The 14833-nt window shown below is 57.9% G+C and carries 11 protein-coding genes; all 11 read left to right on the top strand.

From position 1 onward, the window contains the following. The first annotated feature begins 82 nt into the window (after positions 1–82). The 11 genes from K8B33_RS02425 to K8B33_RS02375 all read left to right on the top strand — a co-directional run bounded on the left by K8B33_RS02425 (position 83) and on the right by K8B33_RS02375 (position 14831). Complete coding sequence (locus tag K8B33_RS02425; protein ID WP_223422896.1) at positions 83–814, top strand: GntR family transcriptional regulator; 732 nt, start codon at positions 83–85, stop codon at positions 812–814. After that, on the top strand, positions 811–1701 hold the full coding sequence (prpB, locus tag K8B33_RS02420; RefSeq protein ID WP_223422894.1) for a methylisocitrate lyase: 891 nt from the start codon (positions 811–813) through the stop codon (positions 1699–1701). Before K8B33_RS02425 ends, prpB begins: the two co-directional genes overlap by 4 nt. 76 nt (positions 1702–1777) lie before the next feature. Continuing rightward, positions 1778–2905, top strand: a complete 1128-nt coding sequence (prpC, locus tag K8B33_RS02415; RefSeq protein WP_223422892.1) for a bifunctional 2-methylcitrate synthase/citrate synthase — start codon at positions 1778–1780, stop codon at positions 2903–2905. A gap of 98 nt (positions 2906–3003) precedes the next feature. Further along, positions 3004–5598 carry a Fe/S-dependent 2-methylisocitrate dehydratase AcnD gene (acnD, locus tag K8B33_RS02410; protein ID WP_223422890.1) on the top strand — a complete coding sequence of 865 codons (2595 nt, stop codon included), beginning with the start codon at positions 3004–3006 and terminating at the stop codon, positions 5596–5598. Between the two features lie 34 nt (positions 5599–5632). Further along, positions 5633–6835: a 2-methylaconitate cis-trans isomerase PrpF gene (prpF, locus tag K8B33_RS02405; RefSeq protein WP_223422887.1), complete on the top strand. Its 1203-nt coding sequence runs from the start codon at positions 5633–5635 to the stop codon at positions 6833–6835. 42 nt (positions 6836–6877) lie between these two features. Continuing rightward, positions 6878–8410 (top strand): bifunctional 2-methylcitrate dehydratase/aconitate hydratase, encoded by a 1533-nt coding sequence (locus K8B33_RS02400; protein WP_223422885.1) that lies wholly within the window; start codon positions 6878–6880, stop codon positions 8408–8410. A gap of 164 nt (positions 8411–8574) precedes the next feature. Beyond that, entirely contained in the window at positions 8575–8895 is a 321-nt protein-coding gene (locus tag K8B33_RS02395) for a GIY-YIG nuclease family protein (RefSeq protein ID WP_223422882.1), read from the top strand. 407 nt (positions 8896–9302) lie between these two features. Next, positions 9303–10766, top strand: a complete 1464-nt coding sequence (locus tag K8B33_RS02390; RefSeq protein WP_223422880.1) for a hypothetical protein — start codon at positions 9303–9305, stop codon at positions 10764–10766. Next, positions 10763–11419: a hypothetical protein gene (locus K8B33_RS02385; protein WP_223422878.1), complete on the top strand. Its 657-nt coding sequence runs from the start codon at positions 10763–10765 to the stop codon at positions 11417–11419. The genes K8B33_RS02390 and K8B33_RS02385 overlap by 4 nt, the downstream gene beginning before the upstream one ends. Positions 11420–11430: 11 nt before the next feature. After that, on the top strand, positions 11431–12534 hold the full coding sequence (locus tag K8B33_RS02380) for a hypothetical protein (protein ID WP_223422875.1): 1104 nt from the start codon (positions 11431–11433) through the stop codon (positions 12532–12534). Beyond that, the gene (locus tag K8B33_RS02375) at positions 12534–14831 is read left to right on the top strand and encodes a DUF6160 family protein (protein WP_396020956.1); all 2298 of its coding nucleotides are present in this window, start codon (positions 12534–12536) and stop codon (positions 14829–14831) included. The genes K8B33_RS02380 and K8B33_RS02375 overlap by 1 nt, the downstream gene beginning before the upstream one ends. Positions 14832–14833: the final 2 nt, after the last annotated feature.

Raw genomic sequence — 14833 nt, 5'->3', positions numbered from 1 at the left:
ACAATCCTCTTGCAATTCCCCCTCTGAGACTCTACAGTCACGCCCCGGGTCGCTTATTGTCGACAATCTTGCCGGGGCACTCATGGAGTCCACTATTTCTGACGACAGCCGCACATTGGCAGACCGGGTGTTTACCCGCCTGCAGGACGATATCGTCCGTGGCGCTCTGTTGCCCGGCACCAAGCTGGGTGAAGCAGAGCTCGCCAGCCGCTACGGCGTCAGTCGTGGTCCCCTGCGAGAGGCAATCCGTCGCCTCGAATCCCGCAAGTTGCTTGAACGTATTCCCCATGTCGGTACCCGCGTTGCCTCTCTGTCCCTGGGCGATCTGATCGAGATTTATCACATCCGCGAGGCCCTGGAAGGCATGGCCGCCCGGCTGGCCGCCACGCACATGACCGACGCTGAAATCCACAGTCTGGTGGAGTTGCTGGGGCAGCACGAGCAGCAACAGGATCTGCGTGAAGATGTGGCCTATTTTCAGCGCGAGGGCGATCTGGATTTCCATTACCGCATTATTCAGGGCAGCCATAACGGTACGCTGATCGACATGCTGATCGGTGGCATCTATCACATGGTGCGCATGTACCGGTATCAGTTTTCAACCGTGGCCAATCGGCCGCAGCGCGCCTTGCAGGAACACCGTCGGATTGCCGAGGCGTTGGAATCCCGCGATGCGGAGATGGCCGAAATCCTCATGCGCCGGCACATCAGCCGCGCGCGCCAGAATATCGAGGCTCAGCATGGGCTGGGCGCTGCAGACAGTTTTTCATCGGAAACGAAGCAGGGCCCGGGGCCCGTGGAGCAAAGCAAATGAGCAAAGCACTGACCGCCGGCGGACGTTTCCGCAAGGCACTTGCGGAAGAGCAGCCACTACAGATCATGGGCACCATTAATGCCTACTGCGCCATGATGGCCGAGCGGGTAGGGTACCGCGCCATTTATCTGTCTGGCGGCGGCGTTGCCAACGCCTCTTACGGCCTGCCCGATCTGGGCATGACAAGCATGAACGACGTGCTGGAAGATGTGCGCCGCATCAGCGCTGCCACCACGGTGCCGCTGCTGGTGGATATCGATACCGGCTGGGGTGGGGCGTTCAACATCGGCCGCACCGTGAAGGAAATGATTCGCGCCGGCGCGGGCGCCGTGCATCTGGAAGACCAGGTGGCACAGAAGCGTTGCGGCCACCGGCCGAACAAGGAAATCGTCTCCCAGGAAGAAATGGTAGACCGGGTCAAGGCGGCTGCCGATGCGCGCTTTGACGAAGACTTCTTCATTATCGCGCGCACCGATTCGTTCCAGAAAGACGGCCTGGAAGCGGCGATCGAACGTGCCCGCGCCTGTCTGGACGCCGGTGCCGATGGCATCTTCGCAGAAGCGGTGCACACGCTGGACGACTACCGGGCTTTCTCCAAAGGCATCGACGGTGCGCCGCTGCTGGCGAACATCACCGAGTTCGGCGCCACACCGCTGTTCAGCCGTGATGAGCTGGCCGAAGCGGGCGCCAACATGATCCTGTACCCGCTGTCTGCGTTCCGTGCCATGAACAAAGCGGCGCTGAATGTTTACGAGGCGATTCGCAAGGATGGCCATCAGCAGGCGGTGGTGGATACCATGCAGACCCGGATGGAGCTGTATGACTTCCTCAGCTACCACGATTACGAGCAGAAGCTCGATGCGCTTTTCAGCCAAGGCAAAGCGTAAATTTTTCGCGGCGCTGCCCTGTGCGGGCATAGCGTCTGAATATGTCATCTGAATATGTAACAGAGGAATAATGACCATGGCAGAAGCAAAGAAACTCAGCGGCGCCGGCCTGCGCGGTCAGGTAGCGGGCAAGACAGCCCTTTCAACGGTGGGCAAGACCGGTTCCGGTCTGACCTATCGCGGCTACGACGTGCAGGACCTGGCAGAGAACTGCCAGTTCGAAGAAGTGGCCCACCTGATTCTCAAGGGCGAGCTGCCCAATCAGGCCGAGCTGGATGCCTACAAGGCCAAGCTCAAGAGCCTGCGTGGCCTGCCGACTGCCTTGAAAGAAGTGCTTGAGCGCATCCCGGCGGATGCCCATCCGATGGACGTCATGCGCACCGGCTGCTCCATGCTGGGCAACCTGGAAACCGAAGCGGACTTCTCTCAACAGGACGATGCTGCGGACCGCATGCTGGCCGCCTTTTCCTCCATCATCTGCTACTGGTATCGCTTCAGCCACGACGGCGTGAAGATTGATGTGGAAACCGATGATGAGTCTGTTGGTGCCCATTTCCTGCACCTGCTGCGCGGCGAGAAGCCGAATGCGCTGCACGAGCAAGTGATGAACGTGTCCCTGATTCTGTACGCAGAGCACGAGTTCAACGCTTCGACCTTCACCGCGCGCGTTTGTGCGTCCACGCTGTCGGATTTCCACAGCTGTGTCACCGGTGCTATCGGTTCCTTGCGGGGCCCGCTGCATGGTGGTGCCAACGAAGCCGCCATGGACATGATCGAGAAATTCCGCGACGCCGATCACGCCGAGCAGGAAATGATGGGCATGCTGGAGCGCAAGGAAAAGATCATGGGCTTCGGCCACGCGATCTACAGCACCTCGGATCCGCGTAACGGCATCATCAAGCAGTGGTCCGAGAAGTTGGCCGCTGATGTGGGTGATACCGTGTTGTATCCGGTGTCTGTGCGTTGCGAAGAAGTCATGTGGCGCGAGAAGAAACTGTTCTGCAACGCCGATTTCTTCCATGCGTCTGCCTACCACTTCATGGGCATTCCCACCAAGCTGTTCACACCGATCTTTGTGATCAGTCGCCTGACCGGCTGGGCTGCGCACATCTTCGAACAACGCGCTGACAACCGCATTATTCGCCCCAGCGCCGAATATGTCGGTGAAGAGCCGCGCAAGGTTGCGCCGATCGCCCAGCGTTGACGGAGCAGGGGGAGGCCGCCCGGCTTCCCCCGTTCAATCTGCCCGTTGCCGACCACAGCGTCGCGCGTGTGAACATCACCTGATCGAGTCCTGACACCATGAACACTGAATACCGCAAATCCTTGCCCGGCACCCAGTTGGCGTATTTCGACACCCGCGAGGCGGTCGATGCGATTGAGCCCGGTGCCTACGACAAACTGCCTTACACCTCGCGCGTACTGGCGGAAAACCTGGTCCGTCGCTGTGATCCGGCGATGCTGACCGATTCACTCAAGCAGCTTATCGAGCGCAAACGTGATCTGGACTTTCCCTGGTTCCCGGCGCGTGTTGTCTGCCATGACATTCTGGGTCAGACAGCACTGGTGGATCTGGCGGGTTTGCGGGATGCCATTGCGGAGCAGGGCGGCGACCCGGCGAAGGTCAATCCGGTGGTGCCCACACAGCTGATCGTGGATCACTCCCTGGCAGTCGAACATCCGGGTTTTGAAGAAGGCGCTTTCGAAAAGAACCGCGCCGTGGAAGACCGTCGTAACGAAGACCGTTTTCACTTTATCAACTGGACCAAGAAAGCGTTCAAGAACGTGGACGTGATTCCGCCGGGCAACGGCATCATGCACCAGATCAATCTGGAGAAGATGTCGCCGGTAGTTCAGGTGCGTGACGGTGTCGCGTTTGTTGACACTTGTGTTGGCACTGATAGTCACACACCGATGGTGGATGCGCTGGGCGTGATCTCTGTCGGCGTTGGCGGCCTGGAAGCGGAAAGCGTCATGCTGGGTCGCGCCTCCTGGATGCGCCTGCCGGATATCATCGGCGTTGAGCTGACCGGCAAGCTGCGCCCGGGCATTACCGGTACCGATCTGGTGCTGGCGCTGACCGAGTTCCTGCGCAAGCAGCGTGTGGTCGGGGCTTATCTGGAATTCTATGGTGAAGGTGCCGCCAATCTCAGCCTGGGCGACCGCGCCACGATTGCCAACATGACGCCGGAATACGGCGCCACGGCAGGCATGTTCTACATCGACGAACAGACCATCGAGTATCTGAAACTCACAGGTCGTGACGATGATCAGGTCGCGCTGGTAGAGCTGTTCGCCAAGCATACCGGTTTGTGGGCCGACACATTGAAAGACGCCGAGTACGAGCGCGTACTGACGTTTGATCTGACCAGCGTGGGCCGGAACCTGGCGGGGCCATCCAACCCCCATGCACTGCTGCCGGTATCCGAGCTGGCCTCGCGCGGTATCAGCGGCAAGGTGGAGAACGAGCCGGGCATGATGCCGGACGGCGCGGTGATTATTGCTGCGATCACCAGCTGCACCAATACCAGCAACCCGCGCAACATGATTGCTGCCGGTCTTATCGCCCGTAACGCCAATCGGCTGGGCCTGACCCGCAAGCCCTGGGTAAAGTCATCCCTGGCGCCGGGCTCCAAGACCGTGAAAATCTATCTGGAAGAAGCCGAGCTGCTGCCAGAGCTGCAACAACTGGGCTTTGATGTGGTGGCGTTTGCCTGCACAACCTGTAACGGTATGAGCGGCGCGCTGGACCCGGTGATCCAGAAAGAGGTCATCGAGCGTGACCTGTATGCCACGGCAGTGCTGTCCGGCAACCGCAACTTTGATGGCCGTATTCACCCTTACGCCAAGCAGGCGTTTCTGGCGTCACCACCGCTGGTGGTGGCTTACGCCATCGCCGGCACGATCCGCTTCGATATCGAGAAAGACATTCTCGGCACGGACAAGGATGGCAATCCAATTACGTTGAAGGACATCTGGCCCAGCGATGAAGAAATCGATGCGCTGGTGAAGAAAAGCGTCAAGCCGGAACAGTTCCGTCAGGTGTATATTCCCATGTTCGAGGCCAAAGCCGACACCGGGCCGCAGGTCAGCCCGCTGTATGACTGGCGCCCGATGAGCACCTATATCCGTCGCCCGCCGTACTGGGAAGGTGCCATGGCCGGGGAGCGCTCGCTGAAAGGCATGCGTCCGCTGGCTGTGCTGCCCGACAACATCACCACGGATCACCTGTCACCCTCCAACGCCATCATGCTGGACAGTGCTGCAGGTGAATACCTGGCGAAAATGGGTTTGCCGGAGGAAGATTTCAATTCCTACGCGACGCACCGGGGTGATCATCTCACCGCGCAGCGTGCCACCTTTGCCAATCCCAAGCTGATCAACGAAATGGCGGTGGTGGACGGCGAAGTGAAGCAGGGCTCCCTCGCTCGCATTGAGCCGGAAGGCAAAGTGACGCGTATGTGGGAAGCCATCGAGACCTACATGGCGCGCAAACAACCGCTGATCATCATTGCCGGTGCGGATTATGGCCAGGGGTCTTCCCGCGACTGGGCGGCCAAAGGCGTGAGCCTGGCTGGTGTCGAGGCGATTGCGGCCGAAGGCTTCGAACGCATTCACCGCACCAATTTGCTGGGTATGGGCGTCCTGCCTCTGGAGTTTGCGGCCGGCACCACCCGTAAAACCCTGGGCATTGATGGCACGGAAACCTTCGACGTGCTCGGCGAACGCAAACCGCGTGCGACGCTGACACTGGTCATCCATCGCAAGGATGGCGAGCGCCTGGAAGTGCCCGTGACCTGCCGTCTGGATACCGCTGAAGAAGTGTCCATCTACGAAGCGGGCGGCGTACTGCAGCGTTTCGCCAAGGATTTTCTTGAATCGGAAACAGCGGCCTGAGGGCCGCCATTTCCCCAGCCCAGGATACAGAGGCATGGCTCATGTAGCTTACGCACCTCAGATCAGGATACCCGCCACCTATATGCGTGGCGGCACCAGTAAAGGGGTGTTTTTCAGCCTGACCGACCTGCCGGAAGCCGCGCAGGTGCCGGGTGCGGCCCGTGACGCGTTGCTACTGCGCGTCATTGGCAGCCCGGACCCTTACGGCAAACAGATTGATGGGATGGGGGGCGCCACCTCCAGCACCAGCAAGACTGTCATTCTGTCCCGCAGCACGCGGCCCGAGCATGACGTGGATTACCTGTTCGGCCAGGTGTCCATCGACAAGGCGTTCGTGGACTGGAGCGGCAATTGCGGCAACCTGTCTGCCGCCGTTGGCGCGTTTGCCATCAGCGCCGGGCTCGTGGACGCAAGCCGCATTCCCGAGAACGGCTTCGCCACCATACGTATCTGGCAAGCCAATATCGGCAAGACCATCATTGCCCAGGTGCCGATCACAGACGGTGCCGTACAGGAAACCGGTGATTTCGAACTGGACGGCGTGACCTTTCCGGCAGCGGAAGTGGAAGTGGCGTTCATGGACCCGGCCGCCGAAGAAGAGGGCGGGGGGGGCAGCATGTTCCCCACAGGCAATCTGGTGGACGATCTTGAGGTGCCGGGTATCGGTGTACTCAAGGCCACGCTGATCAATGTCGGCATTCCGACAGTGTTCGTGAATGCGGACGCCATCGGTTATACCGGTACAGAACTGCAGGACGCGATCAACGGCGATGCCAAAGCCCTGGCGATGTTCGAAACGATCCGCGCCCACGGAGCCTTGCGCATGGGACTGATTCAGGACCTGGCGGAAGCCGAAAACCGGCAGCACACCCCGAAGGTCGCGTTTGTGGCGCCGCCGGCCAGCTACGTGTCATCCAGCGGCAAACAGGTCGTTGCCGATGAAGTGGACTTGCTGGTGCGGGCGCTGTCCATGGGCAAGTTGCACCACGCGATGATGGGTACTGCGGCAGTGGCCATCGGCGCTGCGGCAGCGATTCCCGGCACGCTGGTCAATCTTGCCGCAGGCGGTGGTGACCGCACAGCTGTGCGCTTTGGCCACCCCTCAGGTACCTTGCGTGTCGGTGCGGAAGCCATCGAAACCGATGGCGAATGGACCGTGAGCAAAGCCATCATGAGTCGCAGCGCGCGGGTCCTCATGGAAGGCTGGGTGCGGGTGCCGGGCGACGCCTTCGTCTGATACTGTGGGGCTGTTTCGATTCCCACCGGGAGGCGCAGCAGCATGCACAGTCAGACGGACACTCAGACGGGCACGCAGAACACTGATCAGAACGCTGACCAGAACGACCGCCCTGAGTACGATACCGTCATCCAGGATATTGCCGATTATGTCCTGGGTGACGTGTCTTCCCCCCTTGCGCTGGATACCGCGCGCCATTGCCTGATGGATACCCTGGGCTGTGGTCTGCTGGCCCTGCGTTTTCCCGAGTGCACGAAACTGCTGGGCCCGATTGTTGACGGCACCGTGGTGCCCCATGGCGCGCGCGTGCCCGGGACGTCGTTTCGGCTGGACCCGGTGAAAGCCGCCTGGGATATCGGCTGCACCATTCGCTGGCTGGATTACAACGACACCTGGCTGGCTGCCGAATGGGGCCACCCTTCGGATAATCTTGGCGCCATTCTGGCGGTGGCGGACTATCTGTCCCAGCGTAATCTGGCGCGCGGCGAGCCGCCTTTGCGCATGCGTCAGGTGCTGGATGCCATGATCATGGCGCATGAAATCCAGGGTGTACTGGCGCTGGAGAACAGCTTCAATCGCGTCGGGTTATGTCATGTGCTGCTGGTGCGGGTGGCGTCCACGGCCGTGGCGACCCGCCTGATGGGCGGCAATCGTGAGCAGATCATGGCCGCTGTGTCCCAGGCCTGGGTGGATGGTTCAGCTTTGCGCACCTATCGCCATGCACCCAACGCGGGATCACGAAAGTCCTGGGCGGCGGGGGACGCCACCAGCCGCGCCGTGCGTCTGGCAGATATGGCCATGCGCGGCGAGATGGGCATTCCCGGCGCGCTGACGGCACCGCAATGGGGCTTTTACGATGTCAGTTTCAGTCACACCTGCAAGGACCTTGCGCTGAAACCCGAGGCAGAACGGCGCTTTCGTTTTCCGCATGACGGTCCGCCCCGGTACGGCACCTATGTAATGGAAAATATTCTGTTCAAGATTGCATTTCCTGCCGAGTTCCATAGCCAGACCGCATGCGAGGCCGCCGTCATCCTGCATCCTCAGGTAAAGGATCGTCTGGCGGAGATCGACAGGATTGTACTGACAACCCATGAATCCGCCATTCGTATCATTTCCAAACAGGGGCCACTGGCGAATCCTGCGGACCGGGATCATTGTTTGCAGTATATGGTGGCAGTGCCGCTGATATTTGGTGAGCTTACCGCAGAGCACTATGAAGATACGTTTCATCAGGCGCATCCGCTTATTGATGCATTACGGGATATCATGGAGGTGGTAGAAGACAAGCAATATACGCTGGATTATCTTGATGCGGACAAAAGATCCATTGCCAATGCCATTCAGGTATTCTTCAAGGATGGCAGCAGTACCGACAAGGTTGTCATTGAGTACCCCCTTGGCCACCGGCGCCGCCGCGAAGAAGGTATCCCGTTGCTGGAGGAGAAATTTCGCCACAATCTGGCCACTCGTTTTCCAACGGCGCATTGCTCAGCGATATATGATCTGTGCAGTGATTCCAGCGCGCTGCACAGCATGCCGGTAAATGCCTTTATGGATATGTTTGTTATTTGATTTTTTGATGTTAATTATTGAAAGTCAGCCTTTATGTTTTTTTGTAGTATTTCACTGGCATCATTTGTCTGGAATAACTGACAAAAGAAAGTGATTTGGCTCACATCGCCGCAATCAGCACTGCGCCATGATGCGCACTCCCAGGCACGGATGCGAGAGAACTGATGGCAGAATCAGCACCGAACTATTACGTCTATATCGTCACCAATCGCTACCACTCAGTGTTGTACACCAGCGTCGCCCGAGATTTGCGTCGGCGCGTGGCCGACCACCGCAAGATTTCCGAAGAGACCTTTACCGGCCGCGAGGGCTGCAAGAAGCTGGTGTATTACCAGGGAACGGAATACGCCCATGAAGCGCTCCATCTCGAACAGCGTATCAAGACTGCTTCGCGCCTGAAGAAGATACAGATGATCAATGAGCTCAACCCGAGTTGGCGCGACCTGTCTCTCGACGTGCCAGCCAGGAATCCGAAGGGCCGCTAGAGCGGCGCAGCGTGAAACAGGCGTTACCTAACGTAACAAATCGGATGTATGAACTGGTCATTACGTGCCATCTTGGCCCCGAGCGGGTCGGCTGGGTGGGTGCTTTTTATATAAATAATTGATTTATATGGATAACTTCGTTGTGCCTTGAGTGTAACCGTTCAGCATACAAATGTTGCCGCGAGCGGTGCGCCCCTGTAGCCTGACCGTATAAGTGCGTTCGGGCTGTTTGTCATGCCGTATCACCCGAGCCAAAGCACAGCAATTATAAAAACATAAAAACAAGAGGCATAACGGTGCGTATTTTTGGTGTTCCGGGGGCACTCCGCCTGTTCTTTATCGCCTGTCTGTCGGCTGGAGCGTCCGCACCAGCCTATTCTGTCTCGTCCGTCTCGCCTTCCGGTGCCATGATCCCGCTTGAAGAAGCCGAAATGGCCGATGTATCCGGGGCGGGGCTTGCGTTTACCTTCGAGGACATCCGCTTCCAGATGGCACCCACCAGCTATATCGAACAGATAGGTGGCCCACCGGGTGCTGGCACGTCGTTCAATCGGGGGGATTTGCGCTGGTTCGGTCTTGCCATCTCCGGAATTACGGGTACAGGTATGACCTGGACGACGGAAGGCGGGCACAGTTGTGGCGCAGGGTACAACAATCTCGGCTGCCCCATGACCGACTCCGGGGTTGCTAACTATGCCACCCACAACAATCCCTTCGTACTTCGTGTATTCGATTATGATCGTGTAGGGCGCAACGAGGCGAATCAATGGGTTGCGGGCGTCAACGCCACGGTGCTTGAGCTGTTGGGGCCGTCCGACTCCGACGCTTTCCGCTGGAGCTTCTGGGGCGAGGTTGAGGCCAGTATTGATGACGGTGTCTCCCCGAGAGACATTCTGGGTATTCTGCAAAGCCAGAGCATCATCATCGGCAAGCCCGCAGCGCATGTGCGGCCGCCGTCCCAGTTTGGCACCAGTAATAACGCCTTGGCAGGGCCGCTGCTACAGCTCTTCCAGAGCCAGACGGATGGCTCGCTGGGGCTGCTCTATCACAGCCGGCTGTCCGGCGACTATCGCCTCAGTGTGAACCAGATAGGCGCCGGGCCTGACAGCCAGGGGTTGCCCCGGTTTACTGATCAGGAAGGCCTCTATTTTACTGACGTCAACGCATTCCTGCCCTTGGGGCAGTTGCATTACCAGTCGATCGTTCTTGATGGCACCGGGGACGGGAACTTCACTATCGAGCTGACGCGCTTGCCTAACGCCGCACCAGCCTATACGGATCTCTACCAGATTGCCGGGCAGAACGGCTATCAGCGAACAGGGCGTTCGGATCGCTACTACGAAACCCACGGTTATGTGAACTGGGGCTCGGGCTTTCCGACTTGCGGCGGTGCCAATTGTCTTCCCGGCACTGGCGTCAGTGGTCTTCGATATTCAGGGATCGACCCGGATGGTCCTAACCGGAACGTCACCAACGCGGAGTTCGGCGGTACTGCGGTCACTGCCACACCGCAAGTAGGCACAGTGGTGCAAGGCGCCTCGACACGTGAAGCTATCGTTGCTGAGGGGGGTATCTCATTTGTATCGCGGCAACCAGGCGTTAACTGGTCAGTGCCAAACAATCAGAATCGCGCGGTATATCTCGCTCCAGTACCGGGAGGGTCACCGTCTTTCCTGGTCGAGAGATATAGTACCAACTGCGGTATTTTCCAAGGCTGTAATAATAACGCCGGTCGACGCGCGAACCCTGATTACCTGAACAACTACAATCCCCGCTTGAATATGGATGCGATAAATATCGGCACTGCACGTATCGAGGGAATGATGTTCCAGCACCTGAAGATCACCTCTTTGGGAGCGACCAACCTATGATGCGCTTCAGTGTTATCAGTATGGCTGCCGGCGTGTTGCTTTTTCAGACGACAATAGCGCTCGCCAGCGGCTTCGTACCCCTGGATGACGCTCAGTTGGGGCAGATTGTCGGGCAGGAGGGCATAGCGCTGGATACAGAATTCCGGATGAATGCTGATGCGGAAGGTAATCCGCTCGCGAATCTGGGGGGCTGCTCTGGCATCGGGAATCCCTGCACTTTTTCACTTCAGTTCAATAATCGTGACGAATGGCTTGTGCTGAAGGATATCTACGGCATTCTCAAGATTAACGGCCTCTTTATCGATGCAGCAGAGACCCCTTCCGGCAGCGGCGCATACGCGGATCCCAGACGTTTTCTCAGTCAGGATGGTCAAACCTGCCTGACGGGGCAGGGTGTTGGCGGTGCCGCACCAACGTGTAATGCGAATGAGATACCCGCGCTCGGCATGCGGTTTCCGGGGAGCCCCGGGACTTTTGAGACAGACATCGAGTGGCATTTGTATATCGGGCGGGCCACCGTGCAAACCGGCGCAGAGGGGTATTTACCTGTTAATGATGTGAATGCATCTTTTCTGGGTTTGCAGATTACAGACAAGTTTCAGAACGCTGCTCGCATTGATATCGATGGGCGCGTAATGATGTTCGGGTTTTGAGAGGCAGAATAATGATAATAAAACGCTTCATCGCAATTGCTCTGCTGCCGTTTGCTGCACAATCGCATGCGATGGTCATGTTGGATGATGACGAACTGTCCGAGGTCACCGGTCAGGCGTTGTTCGTCTCCGACATGATTGGTCCCTCAGGTACAGCAGGAAGCACGACAGATTTTACTTTCTTCAGAATGGGTCTGGACGTTGAGATTGAGCTGAATGCCAATTTTGACAAAATGCAGCTTGGCTGTGGCGGCTTCAATGAATCTATTGTCAGTAATGCTTGCGATATAGATCTCGACTTTGTACGTCTGATGGGGCTCAACGCTAGCGGTGATGGCCCTGGCGATGCGGTGGATTCTTCCTTCAGCTTGCGCCGGCCTTACATCGAGCTGGCCATCCGGGAGTCTGGCGATGGCGCAAGGGAAATCGCGGGCGTGAAGATCGGATCGCAGGAGGCGAACGGCTTCTTCGGCGTTGGCAGAACCTATGCCCAGGGTCAGGTTAACCAGGAACGTGGTGGCACTTGTGGGAGTAATACCCCTGCCGCACGGCTGGCATGCCATTCCGGCATTAATAGCCTTAGCGGGTACATAGATGCCGAGCTCTCTGGTCAGTTTCCCGTCTCGATAACATTGCTCGGTACCCAGACGGCCTGTTTCGGTGATGTAGCATCAAATAGTTCTTGTAACACGCCATACTTTGTCGAGATCGAAGGCACGCGGTTGAATGAAATTATTGAGCCCGGCATTCCTCTGACTCTCAGTGCCGGCTTTCTTTCCGCAATCGGCATTAGCCAAGCCTATGCCACCATTCAGCAGAACCTGCGTTTTATTCATGGTTTTGCACTCGATGGTACTTCGGATTTCTTTATTTCGTTCCAGCGTGAGCAGGTGTCATATCCAACCTACGACAAGCAAAGCTATGCGCAAATCGCGAATGCTGGCTGGTGGATGAACGTGCCACAAGTGAATGTCAAGAACTTCACTGGAGATACCGTCAGTCTGGGTCTTGGTGAAGCACTTGGGGCTCTTGGCTCTCCGGGCCCGGTAGTCAGGGATTCCGAACTGAATACATTGCCGCCGGTGAATTGTTACGGTGGCAGCATGTTCTGCTGATGATGCGAATGACTATGATTCTTCCACGTCAAAGAAAAGTCCCTGTATGGCACACCGTTGTTATTCTGGCGATGTTGTCTCAAACGCCCTTTGCTGTCGCCATGCAAGCCATGAGCGAAAACGAAATGTCGTCAATCAGTGGACAGGACGGGCTTAGAATATCGGTCTCCGCAGAAGAGATCAGTGCGGACACCGTGCGCTGGGAGACTGATGCAGGGCGCTATCTCGACAGTGATCGCATCATGTACACAGCACCGGGTGTCGGCCGCTCCGACATGACTGCGGGTCTGATTCTCGAGTCCGTGAGCTTTACGCCTGTGAACATTGATGGGAGCCTGCGTCCGGGCGAGGCGACCTTGACCACTCAGTTTGACGTTGGCTCAGGCCCGGATGGTCCGCGGCTTGCGTTCGAGATGAATGTGGATCGGGTTCGTTTCATGGCTGACAGAATTTCTCATGATGCGCAGCCAGACAAGAGCTATGGCAGTCTGGCACTGGATTTCTCCGGCCAGCTTTCATTCAGCAACAGCAATGGTATTTTCAACGATGATGGCAATGTTTCGCTGAACGCATCAGTGGACAATGCTGCCATGTTCTATCGTCAGCTGTGGCATGAGCATCCGTATCTTGTCTACGCGAATATGAATGCCCTGTGGGAAGTTATTGAGGGCTCCATCGGCATCGGCGCTCGTCGCAATGCGCCGCCCGGGGCGATCATGGCTGATGTGGCAGGCATCAGGACAGCTGCCGATTTTATCAATGTCAGGCTGGATAATAATATTCTCTACAAATTCCCGGTTGGACTGGGGGAAGACAGTTTCACCATTACCGGCCAGGAGCGCGAGCTGATGCACTTTGGCTGGGAAGGGACGTTGCGGGATGCGGAGCTGGTATTCCGTCCGGGCGGTATCGAGTACGCAAACGGTCGCTCCGACGGGCTTAACTTCAGCAGTCGGTGGAACTATGCCGTGTCTTCCGATACGGATTTGCCCGCTGGCGCCTCGCCATTTCGCTGGCGCTTTGGTGAGGTCGGCGGGCCCGGCGGCTACCCCGTGCGATTCGAGTTGAGCGATTGGGTCAATCTGCCTGGCATCGAGTATGGCCATGACTTCCCGTATATCGGTATTGATGTCATCAATGCAGGGCAGGGCGCCGCGCCCTTGTGCTGGGGTGCGCCTCAAGGCGGCGCATGTGCTGCCGGTTCTCTGGTGGGTTTACAGGCAGGACAGGTCAATGACTTCATTACGCCGACCAGCAATATGGGCGGTGTCGCACTGAGTGTGCGCGATGGCAACTTGCTGACCTATGCAGAGCGCGTGCGCCTCTTCGATGGTTCCGATCCCTCTCTGCCCTTTAATGCAGGAAATGGATACAACCGGGAGTTTGACTGGGGGCTGATTTATACCCTCGCCAACGTGGACGGTGATATCTATTTCTACCCCGGCGGGAACCCGAGTGACATCGCTGGCGGCAGCCTTGATTACGGTATCATTGCCGACATTGCCCTGATGTCCCAGACGTTTAACGGCGCTCAACAGGGCTTTGACTGGAGCCGGGGCTCCCACCTGATGATTGCGGATACCGATGCCCAGATGGGGATTGGCCTGCTCGGCGTGAGTTTCCTGTTGCTTGCCGACGACACGCGCATCTGGATCAAACCGCAGTGGAATCCGGCGGACCACTATGAAGGTGGGCTGGATATCATGTCCCGCAATACACGTCTTGCGATAAATGCCCTGTTCGGTGGCACTGACCTGACCCAGCCGGAATCGCGTCTGCTTCAGGGGGCACTGATCGGGTTCAACTACGAAGGCCTCCTGAATATCAGGTTGTCGCCCGCACCGCTGGGTGAGCATTTCCTGGGTTATTCCATGGCAATGCGCGCGTACCGTGATGACTCATCTGAGCGCCTGGCTTCCGGGCTTGCCAGTGGCGAGGGTACCTATCTGTCGTTTGCTGAACCCAGTCGCCCGACAGTGGAGATGCGGCTTGCTGATATTACTGGCGATATGGCGATTGTTAACGGGCGCATTGATCTGCGCGGCGCGGATGAGGACGGTGACGGTTTCCCCAAGCTGGTAATCTCCCAGGATATCCTGATAGGGCAGACAGCTCATGCACGCATGCTTGATAGTGTCGTCGGCAGTTCCTTGCCCGGGGGGAGTGGCGCGCAGGTTCTGCAAATCGGTGCGGTGGAGTTTGCGGGCAACAGCCTGGGAACGATTGTGGTCCCCAGCGGGCAATGGCATACCTCCATCACCTTGAGGCCTCAAGACGCGCACCCTTCCTTCCCGTGACA

Source organism: Alcanivorax limicola (assembly GCF_019931215.1).
In the GTDB taxonomy this organism is placed as follows: Bacteria; Pseudomonadota; Gammaproteobacteria; order Pseudomonadales; family Alcanivoracaceae; genus Isoalcanivorax; species Isoalcanivorax limicola.
This window is presented reverse-complemented; position numbering and strand designations above follow the sequence as displayed.

Coding starts and splice junctions, on each gene's coding strand:
- K8B33_RS02395 (WP_223422882.1), top strand. CDS start 8,575: ATGGCAGAATCAGCACCGAACTATTACGTCTATATCGTCACCAATCGC.
- K8B33_RS02380 (WP_223422875.1), top strand. CDS start 11,431: ATGATAATAAAACGCTTCATCGCAATTGCTCTGCTGCCGTTTGCTGCA.
- K8B33_RS02400 (WP_223422885.1), top strand. CDS start 6,878: ATGCACAGTCAGACGGACACTCAGACGGGCACGCAGAACACTGATCAG.
- K8B33_RS02425 (WP_223422896.1), top strand. CDS start 83: ATGGAGTCCACTATTTCTGACGACAGCCGCACATTGGCAGACCGGGTG.
- acnD (WP_223422890.1), top strand. CDS start 3,004: ATGAACACTGAATACCGCAAATCCTTGCCCGGCACCCAGTTGGCGTAT.
- K8B33_RS02390 (WP_223422880.1), top strand. CDS start 9,303: ATGATCCCGCTTGAAGAAGCCGAAATGGCCGATGTATCCGGGGCGGGG.
- prpF (WP_223422887.1), top strand. CDS start 5,633: ATGGCTCATGTAGCTTACGCACCTCAGATCAGGATACCCGCCACCTAT.
- K8B33_RS02385 (WP_223422878.1), top strand. CDS start 10,763: ATGATGCGCTTCAGTGTTATCAGTATGGCTGCCGGCGTGTTGCTTTTT.
- prpB (WP_223422894.1), top strand. CDS start 811: ATGAGCAAAGCACTGACCGCCGGCGGACGTTTCCGCAAGGCACTTGCG.
- prpC (WP_223422892.1), top strand. CDS start 1,778: ATGGCAGAAGCAAAGAAACTCAGCGGCGCCGGCCTGCGCGGTCAGGTA.
- K8B33_RS02375 (WP_396020956.1), top strand. CDS start 12,534: ATGATGCGAATGACTATGATTCTTCCACGTCAAAGAAAAGTCCCTGTA.